This window comes from Aquabacterium sp. NJ1, assembly GCF_000768065.1.
In the GTDB taxonomy this organism is placed as follows: domain Bacteria; phylum Pseudomonadota; class Gammaproteobacteria; order Burkholderiales; family Burkholderiaceae_C; genus Aquabacterium.
In genome coordinates this window covers 1,090,579-1,108,334 of the sequence record NZ_JRKM01000001.1, presented here as the reverse complement: position 1 = coordinate 1,108,334, position 17,756 = coordinate 1,090,579, and the positions used below count along the sequence as shown (strand labels likewise).

The window sequence follows — 17,756 nt, the reverse complement described above, 5'->3', positions numbered from 1 at the left end:
TTCACTGAGCCGCGCGTTCAGTTCGCACCGACATCGGTGGGTAGCCACAGTTCAAAACAAGCCCCTTCACCGGGGCTGTTGATGACCTTGACCTGCCCGCCATGGCGCCTTGCTACTGTGTCGATGAAGACCAGGCCCAGGCCGATGCCGGCCGCCAGCTTGGACGGGCGCCCCTGCTCAACGCGTTCATAACGCTTGAACAGGCGCCCCAGTTCCGACTCCGGGATGCCCGGGCCCTGGTCGCGCACGGCGATCACGTGGTGCCCGGGCTCGTGCGTCACCGAGACGGACACCCGTCCGCCTTTGGGGCTGAACTTGATGGCGTTGCTCAGCAGGTTGATCAGGGCGCGGTGCAGCAGGTAATCGTCAAAGGTGGCCGTCTGCATGTGGCCGGGTGGCCAGTTGTCTGAGAGCACCATGTCCTTGGTGCGTGCCTGCAACTGCATCTCGTCGATGCAGTCCTGTGCCAGCTGGATCAGGTCGCCTTGAGCCGGGGCAATGGGCCGCGTCTCGGCCCGCATCACCTGCAGCAGCTCTTCGCACAGATCCAGGGTGTGCCGCGCCATGGCTTCCACGTGCTTGAGCGTTTCTTCCTGGGACATCTGCCCGCCAATGCGGTGCAGTTCCACCAGCGAGATCAGCGAAGCCTGGGGCGAGCGGATGTCGTGCGCGATGAAGCCCAGCAGTTCAGCGCGCTGCAACTCGGCCTCACGCAACGCCGTCACATCCGTGGCACAGACGATGGTGCCGCTGTCAGGGATGCGGTCATCGGCATGCACCACCGCCACGAGGTACTGCTTGCCGCGCGGGTGCGCTGCGGCCGATGTCACAGGCGCACGGCTTTGGATGGCTTTGTCCAGCAGCATCTCCCAGGTGGGGGCCTCATTGGGCGCCAGGGGGGCCAGCACCTCGCTCAAAGGGCGCCCCAGCAAGGCTGACGCGTGGTTGAATCCGGTCATCACGCAGGCCTGCTGGTTGGCTTGGGTAATCACATGCTCGGCGTCCACAAGAAACACCGCGTCAGGCAAGGCCGAGAGCGTGTGGGCCAGCAGTTGCCGTGTCTGGCGCAGTTGCGAGCTGGCCTGGCTGATGGCACCGGTGCGTTGCCGCATGAAGTCGCCCTGTGCTTTGCCCTTGGGGGCAGAGGGGCCCTGGCCTGTCATGCCCGGATCACCTGACATGGCCTGAAGCTCTCGCTCCAGCTCGCGCGCGGTGGCCTCCAGCTTGCGCCAGCTCCAGACGGGGTAGCTCAACAGGGCGCCCAGTGCCAGCCCGAACGGTGGCCACCACAGGCCCCATTGCATCAGGCCCCACGACACCAGCACGGCCCCGACGGCCAGGCAGGCGCTGTTGATCAGGCCCTGGCGCGGCGTGACACGGCGGAAGGACCACAGCAGGCCCAGCACCAGCAGCGCGGACAAGGCCGCATTGGCCACTGTCGGCAAGGTGTGGATGAACCGGCCTTGCCTCAAGGCATCCAGGAATTGTGCGATGACCTCGACACCCGACATGCCCTCGCCGAATTGCGACACCGGGGTCTGGAAGGTTTCACCCAGGCCGCTGGCCGTGGCGCCGATCAGAACATGGCGATGGTGGAAGGTGCTGGCCGGTACATCACCACGCAGCACGGCCGCGTAGGACACGTGGGCGATGCGCCCGGGGGCACCCAGGAAGGGAATGGCCATGGGCCCCTGGCGCTGCCAATAGGACTGCATATTGGGCGACGTGGCCGCTGCGTCATCCTGTGCCGTCTGGGCCGGGATGTTTTCTGGCCACTCGCCCGCCGCCTGCAACATGGCGAGCGCAGGATGAGGGTAGCGCTGGGCGCGGGTGCCTGCCCACAGATAGGCCTTGCGCAAGGTGCCATCCACATCAATGGCCGCGTCGGCATGGGCCAGGTGGGCGATATCCTGATAGAGCGGGATGGGGCGCAGCTCGTGGCCTTGCCCCGCCCCATCCAGCACGTGGCCCACGGGCAGGATGACCTTGTCGAACGCGCGCATGGCGTTCGCCAGCAAGGCGTCTTGCTGCGGGTCCGCATCGGGTTCGCTGAGCAGCAAGTCCAGCATCACCGATTTGGGCGAGGCCGCCTGGATCTGCTGCAGGACACTGGCGTGGATCGACCGCTTCCAGGGCCAGCGCCCGATGGCCTGGAGGCTGGCATCATCAATGGCCACGATCACGATGTCGGGGGCTGGCTGGCGCTGCCAGGTGCTTTGCGCGGCGTCGTACACGGCCTGGTCCAGGTGCCAGGTCCAGTGCCACCAGCAGGCTGCCGCGGTCAGGGCCATCAGGCACAGGCTCACCAGCCACCATTCACGGCCTTGCTGACCGACCGGGTGCATGCTGCTGGAGGCCGATGGCATGTCAGCTCGGTTCATGGCTCGGTGGTGAGGAAATGCTCGCCACCGCCCACGCACTGCATGTCCGAGCTCCGCACGCAGGCCGGCAGCAGCACCATCTGCGGGGTGGTGTAGGGCCCGATGAAGCCGTCTGCATCCACGGCGCGGTAGCGCACATACAGGCGCCCGCCTTCTGGTGGCCGGGGCAGGGTGATGTCGGGCGTGTCGGCGGTCACGCTGTAGAGCATCCGGGCAAACGCCCCGTCGGCTGACATCTGGAATTCGAAGTGCTGCCCGGGCTCGGCTTGCAACTGGAATTGCAGGCTGTCAGGCGTGATCACCGGTGGCGGCGGTTGCGCGGGGGGATCTCGCATCAGCAGCAACTGGGCATCACCCCAGGGGCCTTTGTCCGGGCCTGCAGCGGTGGTGGCGATGCGCCAGTGGTAATCGCCCGCCGGGAGCGGCACGGTGGCTTCTGGGTCGGGCAGGTCAGCCTGGTCCAGCACGAGTTGCGTGAAGCCTGCATCGCGTGCCACTTGCAGCCGGTAGGCTCGGGCCTGGGGGTGTGCCGTCCAGCTGAAGTGGGCTTCGCGGGCGCGCAGCTTGGCGCGGTTGGCGGGGGCTGTGGGGATGGGGGGCTCAGGGCGTGCCTTGAGCTGCAGGGGCCAGGTGCCATCCTGTCCTTCCAGCCCTTGCGCATTCGCCACGCGTGCCCGCAGGTGGTAGTGGCCGTCAGGCAGGTCAGCCACGCGGAAATGGGGCTGCGGCGATGTGGCTTCGGCGCGTACGCGGCGGAAGTCGGCATCTTCGGCGATCTGGATGCGGTAGTTGCTGGCACCGGGGACTTCCGGCAAGTCCAGGCGCAGCAGGGGGCGTTCGAACAAGGAAGGCAGGCCAGACAGCACGGGGGCGACCGGCAGGGCCTGGGGCTCGGCGATGTGGGCCTGCGCACCGGCCACCGTGCCATGGCCAGCGGTGACCAGGGTGGTACGCCCTGTGGCACCTTTGCCACCCTTCATGGCGCCACTCACCGCCACCGTGCCGTCCAGGGTCTCATTCCAGGTCTGTTTGTCATCCGTGGCCACGCGGAATTCGGTGCCGCGCACGCCCAGCACCGCCTGTGGTGTCTTGATCTGGTAGCGGGGTTGCCCGCCCGTCAGGTGCGCGACCAGGGATTCGACTCGCCCGCGCAGCACGGTCCAGGTCGAGGCAAAAAAACCGGCCTCCTCGTACTTGACCGAGCTGTCCAGCCGCGCTTGCGTGTCCGCTTGAACCTTCAGGATCGAGCCATCGGCCAGCTGCACCGTGACGTAGCCGTTGGTGCTGGTGCGCAGCGTCATGCCCTGGGTGACGGCGTCCCCTTTTTGTACCGGTTGCATGGCGGCAGCGTGGCCGGCGCCAGGTGGATCGCGGCGCGTGACCTCGCCCACCACCTCCAGCACCACGCCGGCCTGTGGCGTCGCCTTCATGCGCTCGACCGGGATGCACAGTGGCTGGCCGATGGGGATGCGCCTGGGGTTGTCAATCTTGTTGACGCGGGCCAGCACCTGCCAGTGCCGGGGTTCGGCCAGATAACGTTGGCTCAGGCCGATCAGCGTGTCACCGGCAACGGCCGTATGGGTGTGACATGACGCCGAGGCGGCCAAGGCAACAGGGCAGCATGTCAGTGATGCTGCGCACATCCAGACACCTGTCCAGGCCGGTCGATGTGCGAGCAGCATGGGCAAAACTTCCCGAGTTCGTTTGAATGTCAGGCAGCTTACGTGATGCCCGCCTCAGCGGCAAGGCGGGCTTGTCAGCTCAGGCCGGATTGTCGATGTCCAGGAACTCGTGCTGCAGGCCCAGGCGCGACACCAGGTGTTGCCCGATCGCCTGCACGCCGTAGCGTTCGCTGGCATGGTGGCCGCAGGCGAGGAAGGCCACGCCGGTTTCACGCGCGTAGTGCGCCTGAGGCTCCGAGATCTCACCGGTGAGGAACACGTCCGCGCCCGCGGCGATCGCGCCCTCGAAGTAGCCTTGCGCGCCACCGCTGCACCAGGCTGCCCGCTTCAAGGCGCGACCGTCACCCGGCACCATCACGGGCGCGCGTCCCAATACCTGGGTCACGCGCTCAACCATGCCGGCCAGATCCAGCTCGTCGGGCACCGGGCCCAGGAAGCCCAGATCCTGATCACCAAAGCGGCCGTCTGCCACCAGGCCCAGTCTTTGCCCCCATTGGGCGTTGTTGCCCAGGGAGGTGTGGGCGTCCAGCGGCAGGTGGTAGGCAAACAGGTTGATGTCATGCTGGATCAGTCGGGCCACGCGCTGCTTCATCCAGCCGGTGAGCCGGCCATCCTGCCCACGCCAGAACAGGCCGTGGTGCACCAGGATGGCGTCTGCTTTGGCGGCAATGGCCGCGTCGATCAGGGCCAGGCTGGCCGTCACCCCGGTCACCAGCTTGTGAATGACGGGCTTGCCCTCAACTTGCAGACCGTTCGGCCCATAATCCTTGAATCGATCGGCCTCCAGCAGTTCCTGCAGGTGGCGATGCAAGGCTTCTCGGTCGATCATGGCTGGCCTTTCTGACTGATGTTGTTCATGGCTTGTGGCATTCATGCGTAAAACCTGGCTGATTTTCTCGCAGACCGTGACCGTGGCGGTTGCCGTGCTGTTCGTGGTCTCGACATTCAAACCACAGTGGATCCAGTCCGTGTCCTGGCGTCAAGCCTTGCCTGGCGCCACGGTGGCCGTGGTGCCGGCCGCAGCCCCTGGCAGCAGTGCGCCAGCGCCTGCGGCCGTGGCCCTGGGCTTTCGGGACGCGGCCCAGAAGGCTGCGCCCACTGTGGTCAGCGTCGTGACCAGCAATTCGGCTGCGCGCAATCCGCGCCGCAACGACCCCTGGTTTCGCTACTTCTTTGGCGACCAGGAAGGCCAGCCGCAATCCGGTGTGGGCTCGGGCGTGATCGTGTCGCCGGAGGGTTATGTGCTCACCAACAACCATGTGGTCGACCACATGGATGACATCGAGGTGATGCTGACCGACGGGCGCAAGGCCTCTGCCAAGGTCATCGGCACCGACCCGGACACCGACCTGGCCGTGCTCAAGGTGGACCTGGACCGCCTGCCTTCCATCGCCTTCGGTGATTCGGATGCCTTGCAAGTCGGGGACCCTGTGCTGGCCATCGGCAACCCCTTCGGCGTGGGACAGACCGTGACGGCCGGCATCGTCAGCGCGCTGGGCCGTAACCAGCTGGGCATCAACACCTTCGAGAACTTCATCCAGACGGATGCGGCCATCAACCCGGGCAACTCCGGCGGTGCGCTGGTCGATGCCTCGGGCAACCTGGTCGGCATCAACAGCGCCATCTACTCGCGTTCAGGCGGCAGCCTGGGTATTGGCTTTGCCATTCCCGTGTCGACCGCGCGCCAGGTCATGGAAAGCCTGATCCGCGATGGCCAGGTGACCCGTGGCTGGATCGGCGTGGAGCCGCGTGACCTCACGCCCGAGATGGCCGAAACCTTCAACCTGCCGATCAAGGATGGCGTGCTGATCACGGGCGTCTTGCACAACGGCCCTGCCGCGCAAGGCGGCATGCGTCCGGGCGACGTGGTGGTCGAGGTGGCCCGCAACAAGGTGGCCAACACGGCACAGTTGCTCAACGCCGTGGCCTCGCTCAAACCGGGTGAGTCCGTGCAATTGCGCGTCCAGCGCGGCACTGAAATCCTGGCGCTCAACGTCGTGGTGGCCAAGCGCCCGAAGACGCCGCTTCAGGCGCGCAATCAGGACGAGTAAGCCCTCACAGATCAGGCGGCTGGTGCGTCCTCGCTGTCCGGGGCGCGCGTGTGCTTGACGAACAGCTGCGCGGCCCAGATACCCACCTCGTACAGCAGGCACATGGGGATGGCCAGCGACAGTTGCGACACCACATCCGGCGGCGTGATCACGGCGGCGATCACGAAGGCGATGACGATGAAGTAGCTGCGAAAGCTCTTGAACTTCTCGACTGACACGATGCCCATGCGCGCCAGGATCACCAGCACCACGGGCACTTCAAACGCCGCGCCAAATGCCAGGAACATGTTGAGCACGAAGCTGAGGTAGGCCTCGATATCGGGTGCGGCCGTGATGCTCTTGGGCGCAAAGCTCTGGATGAAGGTGAACACCTTGCCGAACACGAAGAAGTAGCAGAAGGCCACGCCCGCAAAGAACAGCACCGTGCTGGAGATGATCAAGGGCAGCACCAGGCGTTTTTCGTGGGCGTACAGGCCCGGGGCAACGAAGGCCCAGATCTGGTAGAGCACGACCGGCAAGGCCAGCATCAGGGCCGCGAGCATCGTGACCTTGATTGGCACCATGAAGGGCGAGATCGGGTTGGTGGCGATCAGCGTGGCCCCCTTGGGCAGGTGCTGCACCAGCGGCAGCGCCAGCCAGTCATACAGGACCGAAGGTGTTGGGTAGATGGCCAGCACAAGAAAGCACACCCCCACGGCAATCACCGCCCGGATCAGGCGGTCACGCAATTCGATCAGGTGGGACACGAATGGCTGTTCGCTGCCATCCATCTCGTCTGGTTTGTTTGTTTCACTCACACAAAACCCTGTTCAGCGGGGGCCGGGACGAAAGCGCGCCACCCGCGCGGCGCCGGACTGCACCTGGCGGCGCACGCCCTGGCGTTGCTTGTACCAAAGTGGCGTGGCACCACGCTTGAGCCGCCAGTTCTTGCGCACGGGCGGGCCGTAGCTGTAGTAGGGCGTGGGCTCATGCTGCGAGGCGTGGTCGGCCAGCGGGTCGGTGTAGATCGCATCGCGGGCTTCGTTGATGCTGTGCTCCACGGACTGGCCCACGTCGCGCGCAGCCTCTTCGAGCCCCGCCTTGACCTTCTTGAGCTCTTCCAGCTCCATGGAGCGGTTGACCTCGCTTTGCACCTGCGACACATAGCGCTGGGCCTTGCCCAGCAGCACGCCCACGGTGCGGGCCACGCGCGGCAGCTTCTCGGGCCCGATGACGATCAGGGCCACCGCACCGATGAGCGCCAGTTTGTCGATGCCGAAATCAATCATGGCTTACGCCCCACCTTGCAGTGGCGCGGCAAAAAAACAGATCGATCAAGACTTGCTCTTGGCTTCGACGTCAACGGTGTTGGCGTCCTGGCGGGCAGCGTTGGTCACTTGTTGAGGAGGCGCGTCGGCCGAGGTGGTCCCGTCCTTCATGCCATCCTTGAAACCCTTCACGGCCGCACCCAGGTCGGTGCCCACGTTCTTGAGCTTCTTGGTGCCAAACACCATCACCACGATGAGCAGCACGATCAGCCAATGCCAAATGCTGAATGAACCCATGATCTTCTCCAAAAAGTCTGATGACTCGAAAACTAACCGGTAATTGTCTGCTGTGCTGGCGATTCAGGCTCGCCTGAACACATATATGCACATGCGCATTTTGATCAGGATGCGCCACCTTCACTTGTCTTTACCTTCCGCATGGCGAACTCCTCCAGGCCCGACAGGCCCTCGCGCCGGGCCAGCTCACCCACCACCTCGTCGGGGTGCAAGCCAAGGTGGGCCATGGCCACCATGGAGTGAAACCACAGATCGGCGAACTCGCCCACCAAGGCCTTGCGGTGCGCCTCGCTGGGGTCGGCCGCCATGTCCTTGCCGGCCATCACCGTCTCAGTTGCTTCCTCACCGACCTTTTTCAAGACGGTGTCGGTGCCTTTGTGGAACAGGCGGGCCACATAACTTTTGTCCGGGTCGCCGCCCTTGCGGGACTCGATCACCTCGGCCAGGCGGGCAAGCACGTCCTGACGCGGGCTGGAGGGGGAGGGCGTGGCACTCATTTTTGGTAGATGCTGGCGGGGTCCTTGATCACCGGGTCAACCGAAACCCACTGACCATTCTCGAATTTCTGGAAGAAGCAACTGTGACGGCCGGTGTGGCAGGCGATACCCGGCTCGTGGCCGAGCTGCGTCACGCGCAGCAGCACCACGTCGTTGTCGCAGTCCATGCGGATGGCATGCACTTTCTGGATGTGGCCGGACTCTTCGCCCTTGTGCCACAGCTTGCGGCGCGAACGGCTCCAGTACACCGCCTCGCCCAGTTCGGCCGTGCGGGCCAGGGCGTCGCGGTTCATCCAGGCAAACATCAGCACGTCGCCACTTGTGTCTTCCTGGGCGATCACCGGCACCAGCCCGTTTTCGTCCCAGCGGATTTCATCTAACCAAGTCATAGGGGGGAGTGTAGCAATCGAGGGGCCAGCCCTGATCCGGCCCTGTTGTCAGGGGTGACAATCTGGCCTTTCCAGGCAATAAACAGGTGTCACCGTGGCTGAGCCCTCTTCCTCGTCTGCTTCTTCGTTGCTGGCGCTCACGATGGGGGACGCCTGCGGCATCGGCCCTGAGATCATTGCCAAATGGTGGCGCGCAGGTGGCGGCGCGGCTGTCGTGATTGGCTCCCTGGCGGTGATGCAGCGGGCGACCAGTTGGTTGCCGCAAGCGGATCGACCCGAGGTGGTGGCTCTGGGCAGCCTGGCGCAGCAAGCCAGCCTGCAGCCTGGGCAGATGGGCGTCTGGGTGCCTCCGGCCCTGCCAGCTGATTTGCTGGACGCCCCCTTGGGGCAGGTGGACGTGCGGGCCGGGCAGGCGGCCGCTGCCTGCATCCGCGAAGCGGTGCGCCTGGCCCAGCAAGGCCAGGTGGCTGGCATCGTGACTGCCCCCTTGCACAAAGAGGCGCTGGCGCTGGCTGGCGAACCTTACCCGGGCCACACCGAGCTGCTCCAGGCCGAAGGCAGCCCCCCGGGCCAGGCGCCTGCGCCCGTGCGCATGATGCTGGCCAACGACGAACTCAAAACCGTGCTGGTGACCATCCATGTGTCCCTGCGCCAGGCCATCGAGCAGGTCACCACCGCGTCGGTGCTGGAGACCATCCGCATCACGCATGCCAGTGCACAACTTTGGGGCATGCCGCGCCCACGCATCGCCGTGGCAGGGCTGAATCCGCACGCGGGTGAAGGCGGGCTGTTTGGCGACGAGGAACTGACCATCATCGGCCCGGCCATCGAGGCGGCCCGTGCCGACGGCATCGACGCCAGCGGGCCTTACGCGCCCGATACGGTCTTCATGCGCGCCCGGAACGTGCCAGGGCACCCTGGCGAATTTGACGTGGTGATCGCGATGTACCACGACCAGGGGCTGATCCCGGTGAAGTACCTGGGGCTGGACCAGGGGGTGAACGTGACCTTGGGGCTGCCCTTTGTGCGCACCAGCCCCGACCACGGTACCGCCTTTGATCTGGCCGGGACGGGCCGGGCGGACGAAGCCAGTTTCGCGCAGGCCGTGCGCATGGCGCGTGTGCTGGTGGCCGGGCGGGCGGGCGCCTGAGGCGCTGACGCTCAAAGAGACCGCGAGCGATCAGGCCGCAGAGCGGGCGCGAGGCGCGGCGCTGGCGCCGCCTGAACCGAGTGCGGCCAGTTGCCGGCGCGCACGCACGGTGGCGCGTTCGATCAATTCGGCCTGCTCGAACGCCCTGAATCGGCCGCTGTCGCACATCTTGGCCAGCGTGCGGGCCGTCAGCGAGATGGTCTGCTTGTGCGTGTGGCCGTGGTTGAAGATGAAGAAGGTGCGGCCGTCGCTCACCCAGGTCAGGCGAACCTTTTTCCACTGCCCCTGCATCATCATCTGGTAAGCCGTGCCCTTCTGGATGTGGTGCACCAGTTGCAGGCCGGCCGAGGGCGGCGGCGGGGCGTCCAGGTTGATGTCGATTTCGCTGAGCGACGGGTCGTTGTCGCCGGGCAGATTCAGGTCGATGTCCAGCGGGCCTTCGGCGGCCAGCGCGGCCTCGGGCACAAAGCCGGCCTGCTGGATTTCGGTGGCGCTCAGGGCCGACACCACCGTCAGCACCGGGGGCGACTTCAGGTCGTCCAGCGTCTCGGGCAGCGGGTCATTGGCCGCTTCCTCGCGGCTGGGAATGGCAATCTGTTCGACCTTGGTCAGCTGGTGCTCCAGCATGCGCTGGGTCAGGTCGTGGTGCGGCGCGGTTTTCAGGCACTCGGCATGGGCCGGCAACAGTTGCGAGAAGAAGGCCTGCTTGGCTTCGTCAGCCCACTGGATCAGCCCCAGGCCCTCGTTGAGGTCCTTCATCAGCTGCGGCAGCTTGAGCAGGAACTCCTTGCGCAATTGCGGGTGCCCCTTGGGCTGCACGCTCAGGGCCAGGTCATGCCCGGCTTTCTTCATGCGGGCCGCCAGGGGGGATTGCGCGCCGTCGCGGGCCGACGCCATGACCTGCACCTGGCTCCAGATCTGCGCCAGGAAGTCCCGCACGAACTCGGGCATCTCCACGTCAGCCAGCTCGCGCTTGAGGATCTGCATGTAGCGCTGGTGCACGCGCAGATCGGCTTCCTTGCCGTTGAGCATGGCGGCCACGGCGGCGTTCTCGGCCGCTTCGCGCGCGTTCTCGGTGTCGATGAACGATTCCAGCTCGGCCAGCTTGGACTCGTAGGCGTCCATGCGGTCGAAATCGCCCGCGACGATGTCATCGACCAGCGCGGTGACGCGCTCCAGGCAAGCGCGGCCAGCACCGTCGTCATAGCCATCAAAAGAGGCCGACAGGGTCGCGATGCGGTTCACGAAGCGCCGCACGGGGTGCTTGCGTGAATTGAAGAAGCTCATGTCGGCCAGGGCCACACGCAGCACGGGCATCTGCAGGCGGGCGATCTGGCGGGCCATCTGCGGCGACACCTTGGGGTCGGACAGCACCTGGTCGAACAGGGCGGCCACGATATCGATCACCATCTGATCGAGGGCGGCACCGCCACTGGCGCGCACCAGTTCTTCCCGGTGGGCGCGGATCAGGTTGACGGCCATCAGCGGGCCGGCAAAACCTGCGCTGATCTCGCCCTGAGCGCCTGCGCCATCGGCGCCGGGGAAGTCCGCCGTCCAGCCGGGGGCGGGTGTCTGGGCGGCGATCTGGCGCAGCAGGTTCTGAAAGTCGGGGTTGACGGCCGGCATGCCGCCAGGCGCCCGCGGCGCACGCAGCCCCATGGGGGCCGGGCCGTTCGGTACGGGGCCGGGCATGGTCACGCCGAACATCTCGCTGAGTGCCTGGGCGGCACGCAGGTGCGTTTCGGCGGTCAGCGGTGCGCTGGCATAGCCGGAGGTGCTGCGCCCGGCGGTGCTGTCGTTGAAGGTGCCTGGTTGCGTCGGCGTGGCCGTGGGCAGTTCACCATTGAGGCTACCGGGGCTTGTCGCCGTGCCCTGGCGCGCGCGGTTGACCGACAGGCCCTGTGGCGTCACGCCCTGGGCCTTCAGGTCGGCCAGGATCTGGCTGTAGCAGTTGCGCAGCTCCTGCCCCAGCACGCGCCCGGCGTGCTGACCCAGCGTCTGCACCACGTCCGGTTCGCTGCCCACGTCGGCCAGCGCATTCAGCAAGGCTTTGGCAATGCCGGGGGGGCGCAGCGGGTTGCGCTCGGGGCTGGGGTCACCCAGCAGGGTGGTCATGTGGGCCTGCAGCGGTCCCAGCTCCGCGTCGCATTCATGCGTGAGGGCCTGGGCCATGCGGTCGGCGGTGACGCTGCGCTCCACCTCTTCGTTGTCCACCAGGGACAAAGAGGCCCAGTCGGTGTCATTGCCCAGCGTCTGGTGCCCGCTCTGGGTGACGCGGTTGGCCTTGTCCAGTTGCTGGCGAAAGCCCTTGTTGAAGCTGGCGCTCACCTGCGGGGCCTTGAATTTCAGCTCCCGCTCGGCGCTCATCAGCAGCTGGCGCTGTGAATTGCTGGTGGCCGACAGGGACAGCGGCCCGAGCTGTGTCAGAACCTTGTCGATGGCGTCCGACACCGCCTTGTTGACGCGGCTGTGCGCACGGTCAAGAACGATGTCTAAACGAGGGTCGGTCACAGGACGGGTCCAATCAGATCAGGGTGTCAGCAGCCCATTTCGGGCCGCTGCATGAACTGTCCCAAAAAGGGACTGCCTTTGATCGTTGGATATCGGCCGCTTCCGCCCCGTCTTTCGTTATCGTTTCAAATTGTCACGAATCTCACGAAGCAGCAAGATGTCTTCAGAGGTGGGCGCTGGCGCCGCCGGGGCGGTTGCAGGCTCTTCCTTCTTCAGGCGGTTGATCTGCTTGATCATCAGGAAAATGATGAACGCCAGGATGGCGAAGTTCAGCGCCACGGTCAGGAAACTGCCATAGGCGAACACGGCGCCGACCTTCTTGGCTTCGGCCAGCGGCAGGCCAGGTTGTTGACCAGCCAGCGCAATGTAGTAATTGCTGAAATCCAGTCCACCCACCACCTTGCCGACCAGCGGCATGATGAGGTCATTGACGACCGAGTCGACGATCTTGCCGAAGGCGCCGCCGATGATCACACCGACCGCCAGATCGACCACATTGCCCTTGACGGCAAACTCCTTGAATTCACTGAAAAAACTCATTGCGTGACTCCGTTCCTTGATGGAAATGAAATGTGACCCTCGGGGTGACTGTAGGCCCGGCTGCGGATGTCGCGACGGACGGCATGCGGCTGCGGAGGGCCTTGGTGCACGGGCGCGTTGCGTAAATGTTACAGACTGACGGGAGTCTGAGTCTGATCAACAAGTGCGGCCAAGGGGAGGAGGGCCGACAGACGTCCGTTAGAATGCGAGGTTGACCCCAATCTCATCGTCCCATCTGTCCTCTCAAAGTCCATAAGGATACCCATGAGCAATCAGCCAGTGGATCAAAGCCGTCGGACCTGGGTGACCATGGCCTGCGCCGCCGGTGGCGTGGGCGGCGTGGCCACCGCCATCCCCTTCGTTTCGACCTTCCAACCTTCAGAACGTGCTCGCGCAGCTGGTGCTGCCGTTGAGGCTGATATCAGCAACCTCAAGCCGGGCGAGATGATGACGGTCGAGTGGCGCGGCAAACCGGTGTGGATCATCAAGCGCACGCCCGAGCAAATCGCCGAGCTGCCCAAGATCGACGGTGAGCTGGCTGACCCGAAATCCGAGCGCAAGCCGGAAATGACGCCTGAGTACGCCCGCAACGAGCTCCGCTCGATCAAGCCCGAAATCATGGTGGCCGTCGGCATCTGCACCCACCTGGGTTGCTCGCCTTCGTCGAAGTTCCAGGCTGGCCCGCAGCCTTCGCTGCCCGACAACTGGCCTGGTGGCTTCCTGTGCCCCTGCCACGGCTCGACCTTCGACCTGGCCGGCCGCGTGTTCAAGAACAAGCCGGCGCCGGACAACCTCGAAGTCCCCCCCCACATGTACCTGTCTGACACCAAGCTGCTGATTGGTGAAGACAAGAAGGCCTGACAGGAGAGACGCAATGGCTGAATTCAAGCAAGCGCCTGCCGGCGCCTCGGCGGGCGAGAAGTTCATGACCTGGATCGACAACCGATTCCCGGCCAGCAAGATGTACAAGGAGCACATGTCCGAGTACTACGCGCCGAAGAACTTCAACTTCTGGTATTTCTTCGGTTCGCTGGCCATGCTGGTGCTGGTGATCCAGATCGTGACCGGCATCTTCCTGGTCATGAACTACAAGCCGGATGCGGCCATGGCCTTTGCCTCGGTCGAATACATCATGCGCGACGTGCCATGGGGCTGGTTGATCCGCTACATGCACTCGACGGGCGCCTCGGCGTTCTTCATCGTGGTGTACCTGCACATGTACCGCGGCCTGATCTACGGTTCCTACCGTACCCCGCGTGAACTGGTGTGGATCTTCGGTTGCCTGATCTTCCTGTGCCTGATGGCCGAAGCCTTCATGGGCTACCTGCTGCCCTGGGGCCAGATGTCCTACTGGGGCGCCCAGGTGATCATCAACCTGTTCTCCGCCATCCCCTTCGTCGGTCCTGACCTGGCCATCCTGATCCGTGGCGACTACGTCGTGGGCGATGCCACCCTGAACCGCTTCTTCTCGCTGCACGTGATCGCCGTGCCCCTGGTCCTGCTGGGCCTGGTGGTCGCGCACATCATCGCGCTGCATGAAGTGGGCTCGAACAACCCCGACGGTGTCGAGATCAAGCAAGGCCCCAAGGATGCCGATGGTCACCCGCTGGACGGCGTGCCTTTCCACCCCTACTACTCGGTGCACGACATCGTGGGCGTGGTGGGCTTCCTGATCTGCTTCACGGCCGTGATCTTCTTCATGCCCGAGTTCGGCGGTTACTTCCTGGAGTACAACAACTTCATCCCCGCTGACCCGTTCAAGACCCCGCTGCACATTGCGCCGGTCTGGTACTTCACGCCTTTCTACTCGATGCTGCGTGCCACGACTGACCAGATGGTCACCGTGTTCAGCGTGATCGTTGGGCTGGCTGCCGTGCTGAACCTGGTCAAGGGCAAGGGCACCGGTCAGACGAAGATCGCCGGGCTGGTTGGCGCTGCCGTGCTGATCGGGCTGCTCAAGGTCCTCGAAGCCAAGTTCTGGGGTGTGGCCGTGATGGGCGGCGCCGTGGTGATCCTGGCTGGCCTGCCCTGGTTCGACAAGAGCCCGGTCAAGTCCATCCGCTACCGTCCGGGCTGGCACAAGATCGTGTACGCCGTGTTCGTGGTGAACTTCGTCATCCTGGGCTACCTGGGTGTGCAGCCTCCGTCTGAAATCGGCGGCGTCGTGTCCCAGGTTGGCACGCTGCTGTACTTCGGCTTCTTCGTGCTGATGCCCTGGTGGAGCCAGCTCGGCACCTTCAAGCAAGTGCCCGATCGTGTGACCTTCAAGCCTCACTGATAGAAGCAGGAAACACAGACATGAAAAAAATCCTTGCCTCTTTGCTGGCTGCTGTCGCCCTGGTGTCGGGTGCGGCGCACGCCAATACAGCCCTGGTGCTCGACAAGTTCCCCAAGGAACGCATGACCGACCTGGCCGCGCTGCAAAACGGTGCCAAGCTGTTCGTGAACTACTGTCTGAACTGCCACTCTGCTGCTTTCATGCGCTTCAACCGCCTGAGGGACATCGGCCTGACCGAGCAGCAGATCAAGGACAACATGCTCTTCCCCACGGACAAGGTGGGCGATGTCATGAAGGTCTCGCTGGATCCGAAGGACGCCAAGGTCTGGTTCGGCGCCGTGCCGCCTGACCTGACCCTGATCGCTCGTTCGCGTGCCAGCGGCAGCGGTACCGGTGCGGATTACCTCTACACCTACCTGCGCAGCTTCTACCGTGACGACACCCGCCCGACCGGCTGGAACAACCTGATCTTCCCCAACGTCGGCATGCCGCACGTGCTGTGGGAACTGCAGGGCCAGCGTGCGGCCAAGTTCGTGGAAGAAGCCGATCCGCACAACCCTGGCAAGACCGAGCACAAGTTCGAAGGTTTCGAGCAGTTGACCCCTGGCAAGCTGTCGCCCCAGGAGTACGACAGCGCCGTGGCCGATCTGGTGGCTTACCTGCAGTGGATGGGTGAGCCTGTGCAGAACCAGCGCACCCGCATCGGCGTGGGCGTGCTGATTTTCCTGGCGATCTTCTTCTTTATCGCATGGCGTCTGAATGCCGCCTTCTGGAAAGACGTGAAGTGATTCAGGCGCCCTCACTGATTCGTCGGTGAGAGCGTTGTTGGCGCAGTGGACTGCTGCAAAGCAGTCACTGCGCTTCGTTGTTTTGTGGTGGCTCTCACCACGAGCCTTTTTAGACTGACTATTAGGAGGCCCACCGCCATGATGGTGCTCTACTCCGGAACGACCTGCCCTTACTCGCACCGTTGCCGTTTTGTGTTGTTCGAAAAGGGCATGGATTTCGAAATCCGTGACGTTGACGTTTTCGCCAAGCCCGAAGACATCGCCCTGATGAACCCGTACAACGAGGTGCCCATCCTTGTTGAGCGTGACCTGATCCTGTACGAGTCGCACATCATCAACGAGTACATCGACGAGCGTTTCCCGCATCCTCAGCTGATGCCGGGTGACCCCGTTGCCCGTGCCCGCGTGCGCCTGTTCCTGCTGAATTTCGAGAAGGAACTGTTCTCGCACGTCAACCTGCTGGAAGGCCGTGGCGGCTTGAAGGGCAACGACAAGCAGCTGGAAAAGGCCCGTTCGCAAATTCGCGACCGCCTGACGCAGCTGGCGCCCATCTTCCTGAAGAACAAGTACATGCTGGGCGACGACTTCTCGATGCTCGACGTGGCCATCGCCCCGCTGCTGTGGCGCCTGGATTACTACGGCATCGAGCTGTCCAAGAATGCACTGCCGCTGTTGAAGTATGCTGAGCGCATCTTCTCGCGTCCGGCCTACATCGAGGCACTGACGCCGTCTGAAAAAGTGATGCGCAAGTGATCCGTCACCGGTCTGAATGAGCAGCATGTCCACTGAACAAGATTCCCAGGGTTCTTCCACGCGGCCGTACCTCATCCGTGCGCTGCACGACTGGTGTACCGACAACGGGTTCACGCCCTATCTGGCTGTTTATGTGGACCGCTCCGTTCAGGTGCCGCAGGAATACGTCAAGAACAACGAGATCGTGCTCAACGTCAGCTTCGAGGCCACCAGCGCCTTGCAGCTGGGCAACGACTTCATCGAGTTCAAGGCGCGTTTTGGCGGCATGGCGCGTGATATCTGCGTGCCGGTTGACCATGTGATCGCGATCTATGCGCGTGAAAATGGCCAGGGCATGGCCTTCCCGGTGCCAACCTCCTTGGGTGGTGAGGGGGTGGACTCACCCTCGTCGCCGGACGAGGGGGGCGATGTGGCCGTCATGCACGCGAGCCTGCCTGCGGACCATCCCATCGAACGGGCACCTTCGCTGAAGCTGGCGAAGGCCGGCAAGAGCGAGGGCAAGGACGTTGCAGCAGCACCGGCCAAGGACCGCCCCAAATCGGTCAAACCGGTGGAGCTGGAGTCCGCGCCCAAGGCCACGGATCGTGGTGACGATCAGACGGACCCCCCGCCTTCCGGTGGTGGGCGCCCGGCCTTGCGGCGCATCAAGTAAGCCTCATTCCCGTTGTAGAATACGAGCTTCTGATCGCATGTCGATCAGGGCCGGCTTAGCTCAGTTGGTAGAGCAACCGCCTTGTAAGCGGTAGGTCGTCAGTTCGAATCCGACAGCCGGCACCAAATCAAAAAAGCCTGCAGCACTTCTGTGTTGCAGGCTTTTTCTTTGGGCTCCTTGCCCGTGTATCAAGGGTGATCGGCTGTTGGGCAACGGTAGACCATGGCCTTCAATGAGGTCTCGTCATAACCCACGTTGGCCTTGTTCCAAACGACATGGGTGGCGCCCATGGCGTCGGCCTGACGCAGCAAGTTCTGCTTGATGTTGTCGACGCCTTTGGGTGCGAAGAAGCCGGTGAGGCCCGAGCTGCTGCTGAGGGTGTCGATCAGCTTGCAGTGGGTGACCATGTCGGGGTTGGCTTCAATCACATGGCCGGCATAACGTTCGTGGCGCTGGACGCTGCCGCAGGCGGTGAGCATCACCAGGGCCGCAAGGGTACAGCTCAAGAGGGGCAGGCGTGTCATGTTGTCTTCCTGTGGT

18 protein-coding genes and 1 tRNA gene are annotated in these 17,756 nt (G+C 64.2%); 8 read left to right on the top strand and 11 right to left on the bottom strand.

Annotated elements, in window-relative coordinates; genetic code table 11:
- Positions 1-17: 17 nt before the first annotated feature.
- The 3 genes from JY96_RS04765 to JY96_RS04755 form a co-directional block, all read right to left on the bottom strand.
- Positions 18-2,381 carry a CHASE2 domain-containing protein gene (locus JY96_RS04765; RefSeq protein ID WP_035035405.1) on the bottom strand — a complete coding sequence of 788 codons (2,364 nt, stop codon included), beginning with the start codon at positions 2,379-2,381 and terminating at the stop codon, positions 18-20.
- Positions 2,378-4,024 carry a FecR domain-containing protein gene (locus JY96_RS04760; protein WP_161784239.1) on the bottom strand — a complete coding sequence of 549 codons (1,647 nt, stop codon included), beginning with the start codon at positions 4,022-4,024 and terminating at the stop codon, positions 2,378-2,380. Before JY96_RS04760 ends, JY96_RS04765 begins: the two co-directional genes overlap by 4 nt.
- 118 nt (positions 4,025-4,142) lie before the next feature.
- Positions 4,143-4,892 (bottom strand): Nif3-like dinuclear metal center hexameric protein, encoded by a 750-nt coding sequence (locus tag JY96_RS04755; RefSeq protein WP_081961035.1) that lies wholly within the window; start codon positions 4,890-4,892, stop codon positions 4,143-4,145.
- A 43-nt stretch (positions 4,893-4,935) separates the two neighbouring features.
- On the opposite strand from JY96_RS04755, the gene JY96_RS04750 reads away from it, so the two are divergent.
- Positions 4,936-6,114 carry a trypsin-like peptidase domain-containing protein gene (locus JY96_RS04750; protein ID WP_035035401.1) on the top strand — a complete coding sequence of 393 codons (1,179 nt, stop codon included), beginning with the start codon at positions 4,936-4,938 and terminating at the stop codon, positions 6,112-6,114.
- Positions 6,115-6,125: 11 nt separating this feature from the next.
- Here JY96_RS04750 and tatC read toward each other — a convergent pair whose 3' ends face one another.
- The 5 genes from tatC to hisI form a co-directional block, all read right to left on the bottom strand.
- Complete coding sequence (tatC, locus tag JY96_RS04745) at positions 6,126-6,911, bottom strand: twin-arginine translocase subunit TatC (protein WP_035035399.1); 786 nt, start codon at positions 6,909-6,911, stop codon at positions 6,126-6,128.
- A 12-nt stretch (positions 6,912-6,923) separates the two neighbouring features.
- On the bottom strand, positions 6,924-7,382 hold the full coding sequence (locus JY96_RS04740) for a twin-arginine translocase TatA/TatE family subunit (RefSeq protein WP_035035396.1): 459 nt from the start codon (positions 7,380-7,382) through the stop codon (positions 6,924-6,926).
- A 45-nt stretch (positions 7,383-7,427) separates the two neighbouring features.
- A complete protein-coding gene (gene tatA / locus JY96_RS04735) occupies positions 7,428-7,658 on the bottom strand; it encodes a Sec-independent protein translocase subunit TatA (protein WP_035041251.1) in 231 nt (76 codons plus the stop codon).
- Between the two features lie 104 nt (positions 7,659-7,762).
- On the bottom strand, positions 7,763-8,155 hold the full coding sequence (locus tag JY96_RS04730) for a phosphoribosyl-ATP diphosphatase (RefSeq protein WP_035035393.1): 393 nt from the start codon (positions 8,153-8,155) through the stop codon (positions 7,763-7,765).
- Positions 8,152-8,544: a phosphoribosyl-AMP cyclohydrolase gene (hisI, locus tag JY96_RS04725; RefSeq protein WP_035035391.1), complete on the bottom strand. Its 393-nt coding sequence runs from the start codon at positions 8,542-8,544 to the stop codon at positions 8,152-8,154. The genes JY96_RS04730 and hisI overlap by 4 nt, the downstream gene beginning before the upstream one ends.
- Positions 8,545-8,686: 142 nt before the next feature.
- On the opposite strand from hisI, the gene pdxA reads away from it, so the two are divergent.
- Positions 8,687-9,694: a 4-hydroxythreonine-4-phosphate dehydrogenase PdxA gene (gene pdxA, locus JY96_RS04720; RefSeq protein WP_035041248.1), complete on the top strand. Its 1,008-nt coding sequence runs from the start codon at positions 8,687-8,689 to the stop codon at positions 9,692-9,694.
- Positions 9,695-9,724: 30 nt separating this feature from the next.
- On the opposite strand, the gene JY96_RS04715 is transcribed toward pdxA, so the two are convergent.
- Both JY96_RS04715 and mscL read right to left on the bottom strand, forming a co-directional pair.
- Positions 9,725-12,205 carry a DUF1631 family protein gene (locus tag JY96_RS04715; protein ID WP_052162140.1) on the bottom strand — a complete coding sequence of 827 codons (2,481 nt, stop codon included), beginning with the start codon at positions 12,203-12,205 and terminating at the stop codon, positions 9,725-9,727.
- Between the two features lie 117 nt (positions 12,206-12,322).
- Positions 12,323-12,745 (bottom strand): large conductance mechanosensitive channel protein MscL, encoded by a 423-nt coding sequence (gene mscL, locus JY96_RS04710; RefSeq protein WP_035035389.1) that lies wholly within the window; start codon positions 12,743-12,745, stop codon positions 12,323-12,325.
- Between the two features lie 264 nt (positions 12,746-13,009).
- On the opposite strand from mscL, the gene petA reads away from it, so the two are divergent.
- From petA to JY96_RS04680, 6 genes are all read left to right on the top strand, one after another.
- The gene (gene petA, locus JY96_RS04705; RefSeq protein ID WP_035035387.1) at positions 13,010-13,606 is read left to right on the top strand and encodes a ubiquinol-cytochrome c reductase iron-sulfur subunit; all 597 of its coding nucleotides are present in this window, start codon (positions 13,010-13,012) and stop codon (positions 13,604-13,606) included.
- Positions 13,607-13,619: 13 nt separating this feature from the next.
- Complete coding sequence (locus JY96_RS04700; RefSeq protein WP_035035385.1) at positions 13,620-15,023, top strand: cytochrome bc complex cytochrome b subunit; 1,404 nt, start codon at positions 13,620-13,622, stop codon at positions 15,021-15,023.
- 20 nt (positions 15,024-15,043) lie between these two features.
- Positions 15,044-15,811 (top strand): cytochrome c1, encoded by a 768-nt coding sequence (locus tag JY96_RS04695; protein ID WP_035035382.1) that lies wholly within the window; start codon positions 15,044-15,046, stop codon positions 15,809-15,811.
- Between the two features lie 138 nt (positions 15,812-15,949).
- Entirely contained in the window at positions 15,950-16,564 is a 615-nt protein-coding gene (locus JY96_RS04690; RefSeq protein ID WP_035035379.1) for a glutathione S-transferase N-terminal domain-containing protein, read from the top strand.
- A 25-nt stretch (positions 16,565-16,589) separates the two neighbouring features.
- A complete protein-coding gene (locus tag JY96_RS04685; RefSeq protein WP_035041243.1) occupies positions 16,590-17,216 on the top strand; it encodes a ClpXP protease specificity-enhancing factor in 627 nt (208 codons plus the stop codon).
- A 49-nt stretch (positions 17,217-17,265) separates the two neighbouring features.
- A tRNA-Thr gene (locus JY96_RS04680) sits at positions 17,266-17,341 on the top strand.
- Positions 17,342-17,404: 63 nt separating this feature from the next.
- On the opposite strand, the gene JY96_RS04675 is transcribed toward JY96_RS04680, so the two are convergent.
- A complete protein-coding gene (locus JY96_RS04675; RefSeq protein ID WP_152606362.1) occupies positions 17,405-17,740 on the bottom strand; it encodes a hypothetical protein in 336 nt (111 codons plus the stop codon).
- Positions 17,741-17,756 lie beyond the last annotated feature (16 nt).

Excerpts from the sequence above, each read along its gene's own strand:
- JY96_RS04685 (WP_035041243.1), top strand. The coding sequence starts at position 16,590 with ATGTCCACTGAACAAGATTCCCAGGGTTCTTCCACGCGGCCGTACCTC.
- tatA (WP_035041251.1), bottom strand. The coding sequence starts at position 7,658 with ATGGGTTCATTCAGCATTTGGCATTGGCTGATCGTGCTGCTCATCGTG.
- JY96_RS04750 (WP_035035401.1), top strand. The coding sequence starts at position 4,936 with ATGCGTAAAACCTGGCTGATTTTCTCGCAGACCGTGACCGTGGCGGTT.
- JY96_RS04690 (WP_035035379.1), top strand. The coding sequence starts at position 15,950 with ATGATGGTGCTCTACTCCGGAACGACCTGCCCTTACTCGCACCGTTGC.
- hisI (WP_035035391.1), bottom strand. The coding sequence starts at position 8,544 with ATGACTTGGTTAGATGAAATCCGCTGGGACGAAAACGGGCTGGTGCCG.
- JY96_RS04740 (WP_035035396.1), bottom strand. The coding sequence starts at position 7,382 with ATGATTGATTTCGGCATCGACAAACTGGCGCTCATCGGTGCGGTGGCC.
- JY96_RS04700 (WP_035035385.1), top strand. The coding sequence starts at position 13,620 with ATGGCTGAATTCAAGCAAGCGCCTGCCGGCGCCTCGGCGGGCGAGAAG.
- petA (WP_035035387.1), top strand. The coding sequence starts at position 13,010 with ATGAGCAATCAGCCAGTGGATCAAAGCCGTCGGACCTGGGTGACCATG.
- JY96_RS04765 (WP_035035405.1), bottom strand. The coding sequence starts at position 2,381 with ATGAACCGAGCTGACATGCCATCGGCCTCCAGCAGCATGCACCCGGTC.
- mscL (WP_035035389.1), bottom strand. The coding sequence starts at position 12,745 with ATGAGTTTTTTCAGTGAATTCAAGGAGTTTGCCGTCAAGGGCAATGTG.
- JY96_RS04760 (WP_161784239.1), bottom strand. The coding sequence starts at position 4,024 with ATGTGCGCAGCATCACTGACATGCTGCCCTGTTGCCTTGGCCGCCTCG.
- JY96_RS04755 (WP_081961035.1), bottom strand. The coding sequence starts at position 4,892 with ATGATCGACCGAGAAGCCTTGCATCGCCACCTGCAGGAACTGCTGGAG.
- JY96_RS04695 (WP_035035382.1), top strand. The coding sequence starts at position 15,044 with ATGAAAAAAATCCTTGCCTCTTTGCTGGCTGCTGTCGCCCTGGTGTCG.
- JY96_RS04675 (WP_152606362.1), bottom strand. The coding sequence starts at position 17,740 with ATGACACGCCTGCCCCTCTTGAGCTGTACCCTTGCGGCCCTGGTGATG.
- JY96_RS04730 (WP_035035393.1), bottom strand. The coding sequence starts at position 8,155 with ATGAGTGCCACGCCCTCCCCCTCCAGCCCGCGTCAGGACGTGCTTGCC.
- pdxA (WP_035041248.1), top strand. The coding sequence starts at position 8,687 with ATGGGGGACGCCTGCGGCATCGGCCCTGAGATCATTGCCAAATGGTGG.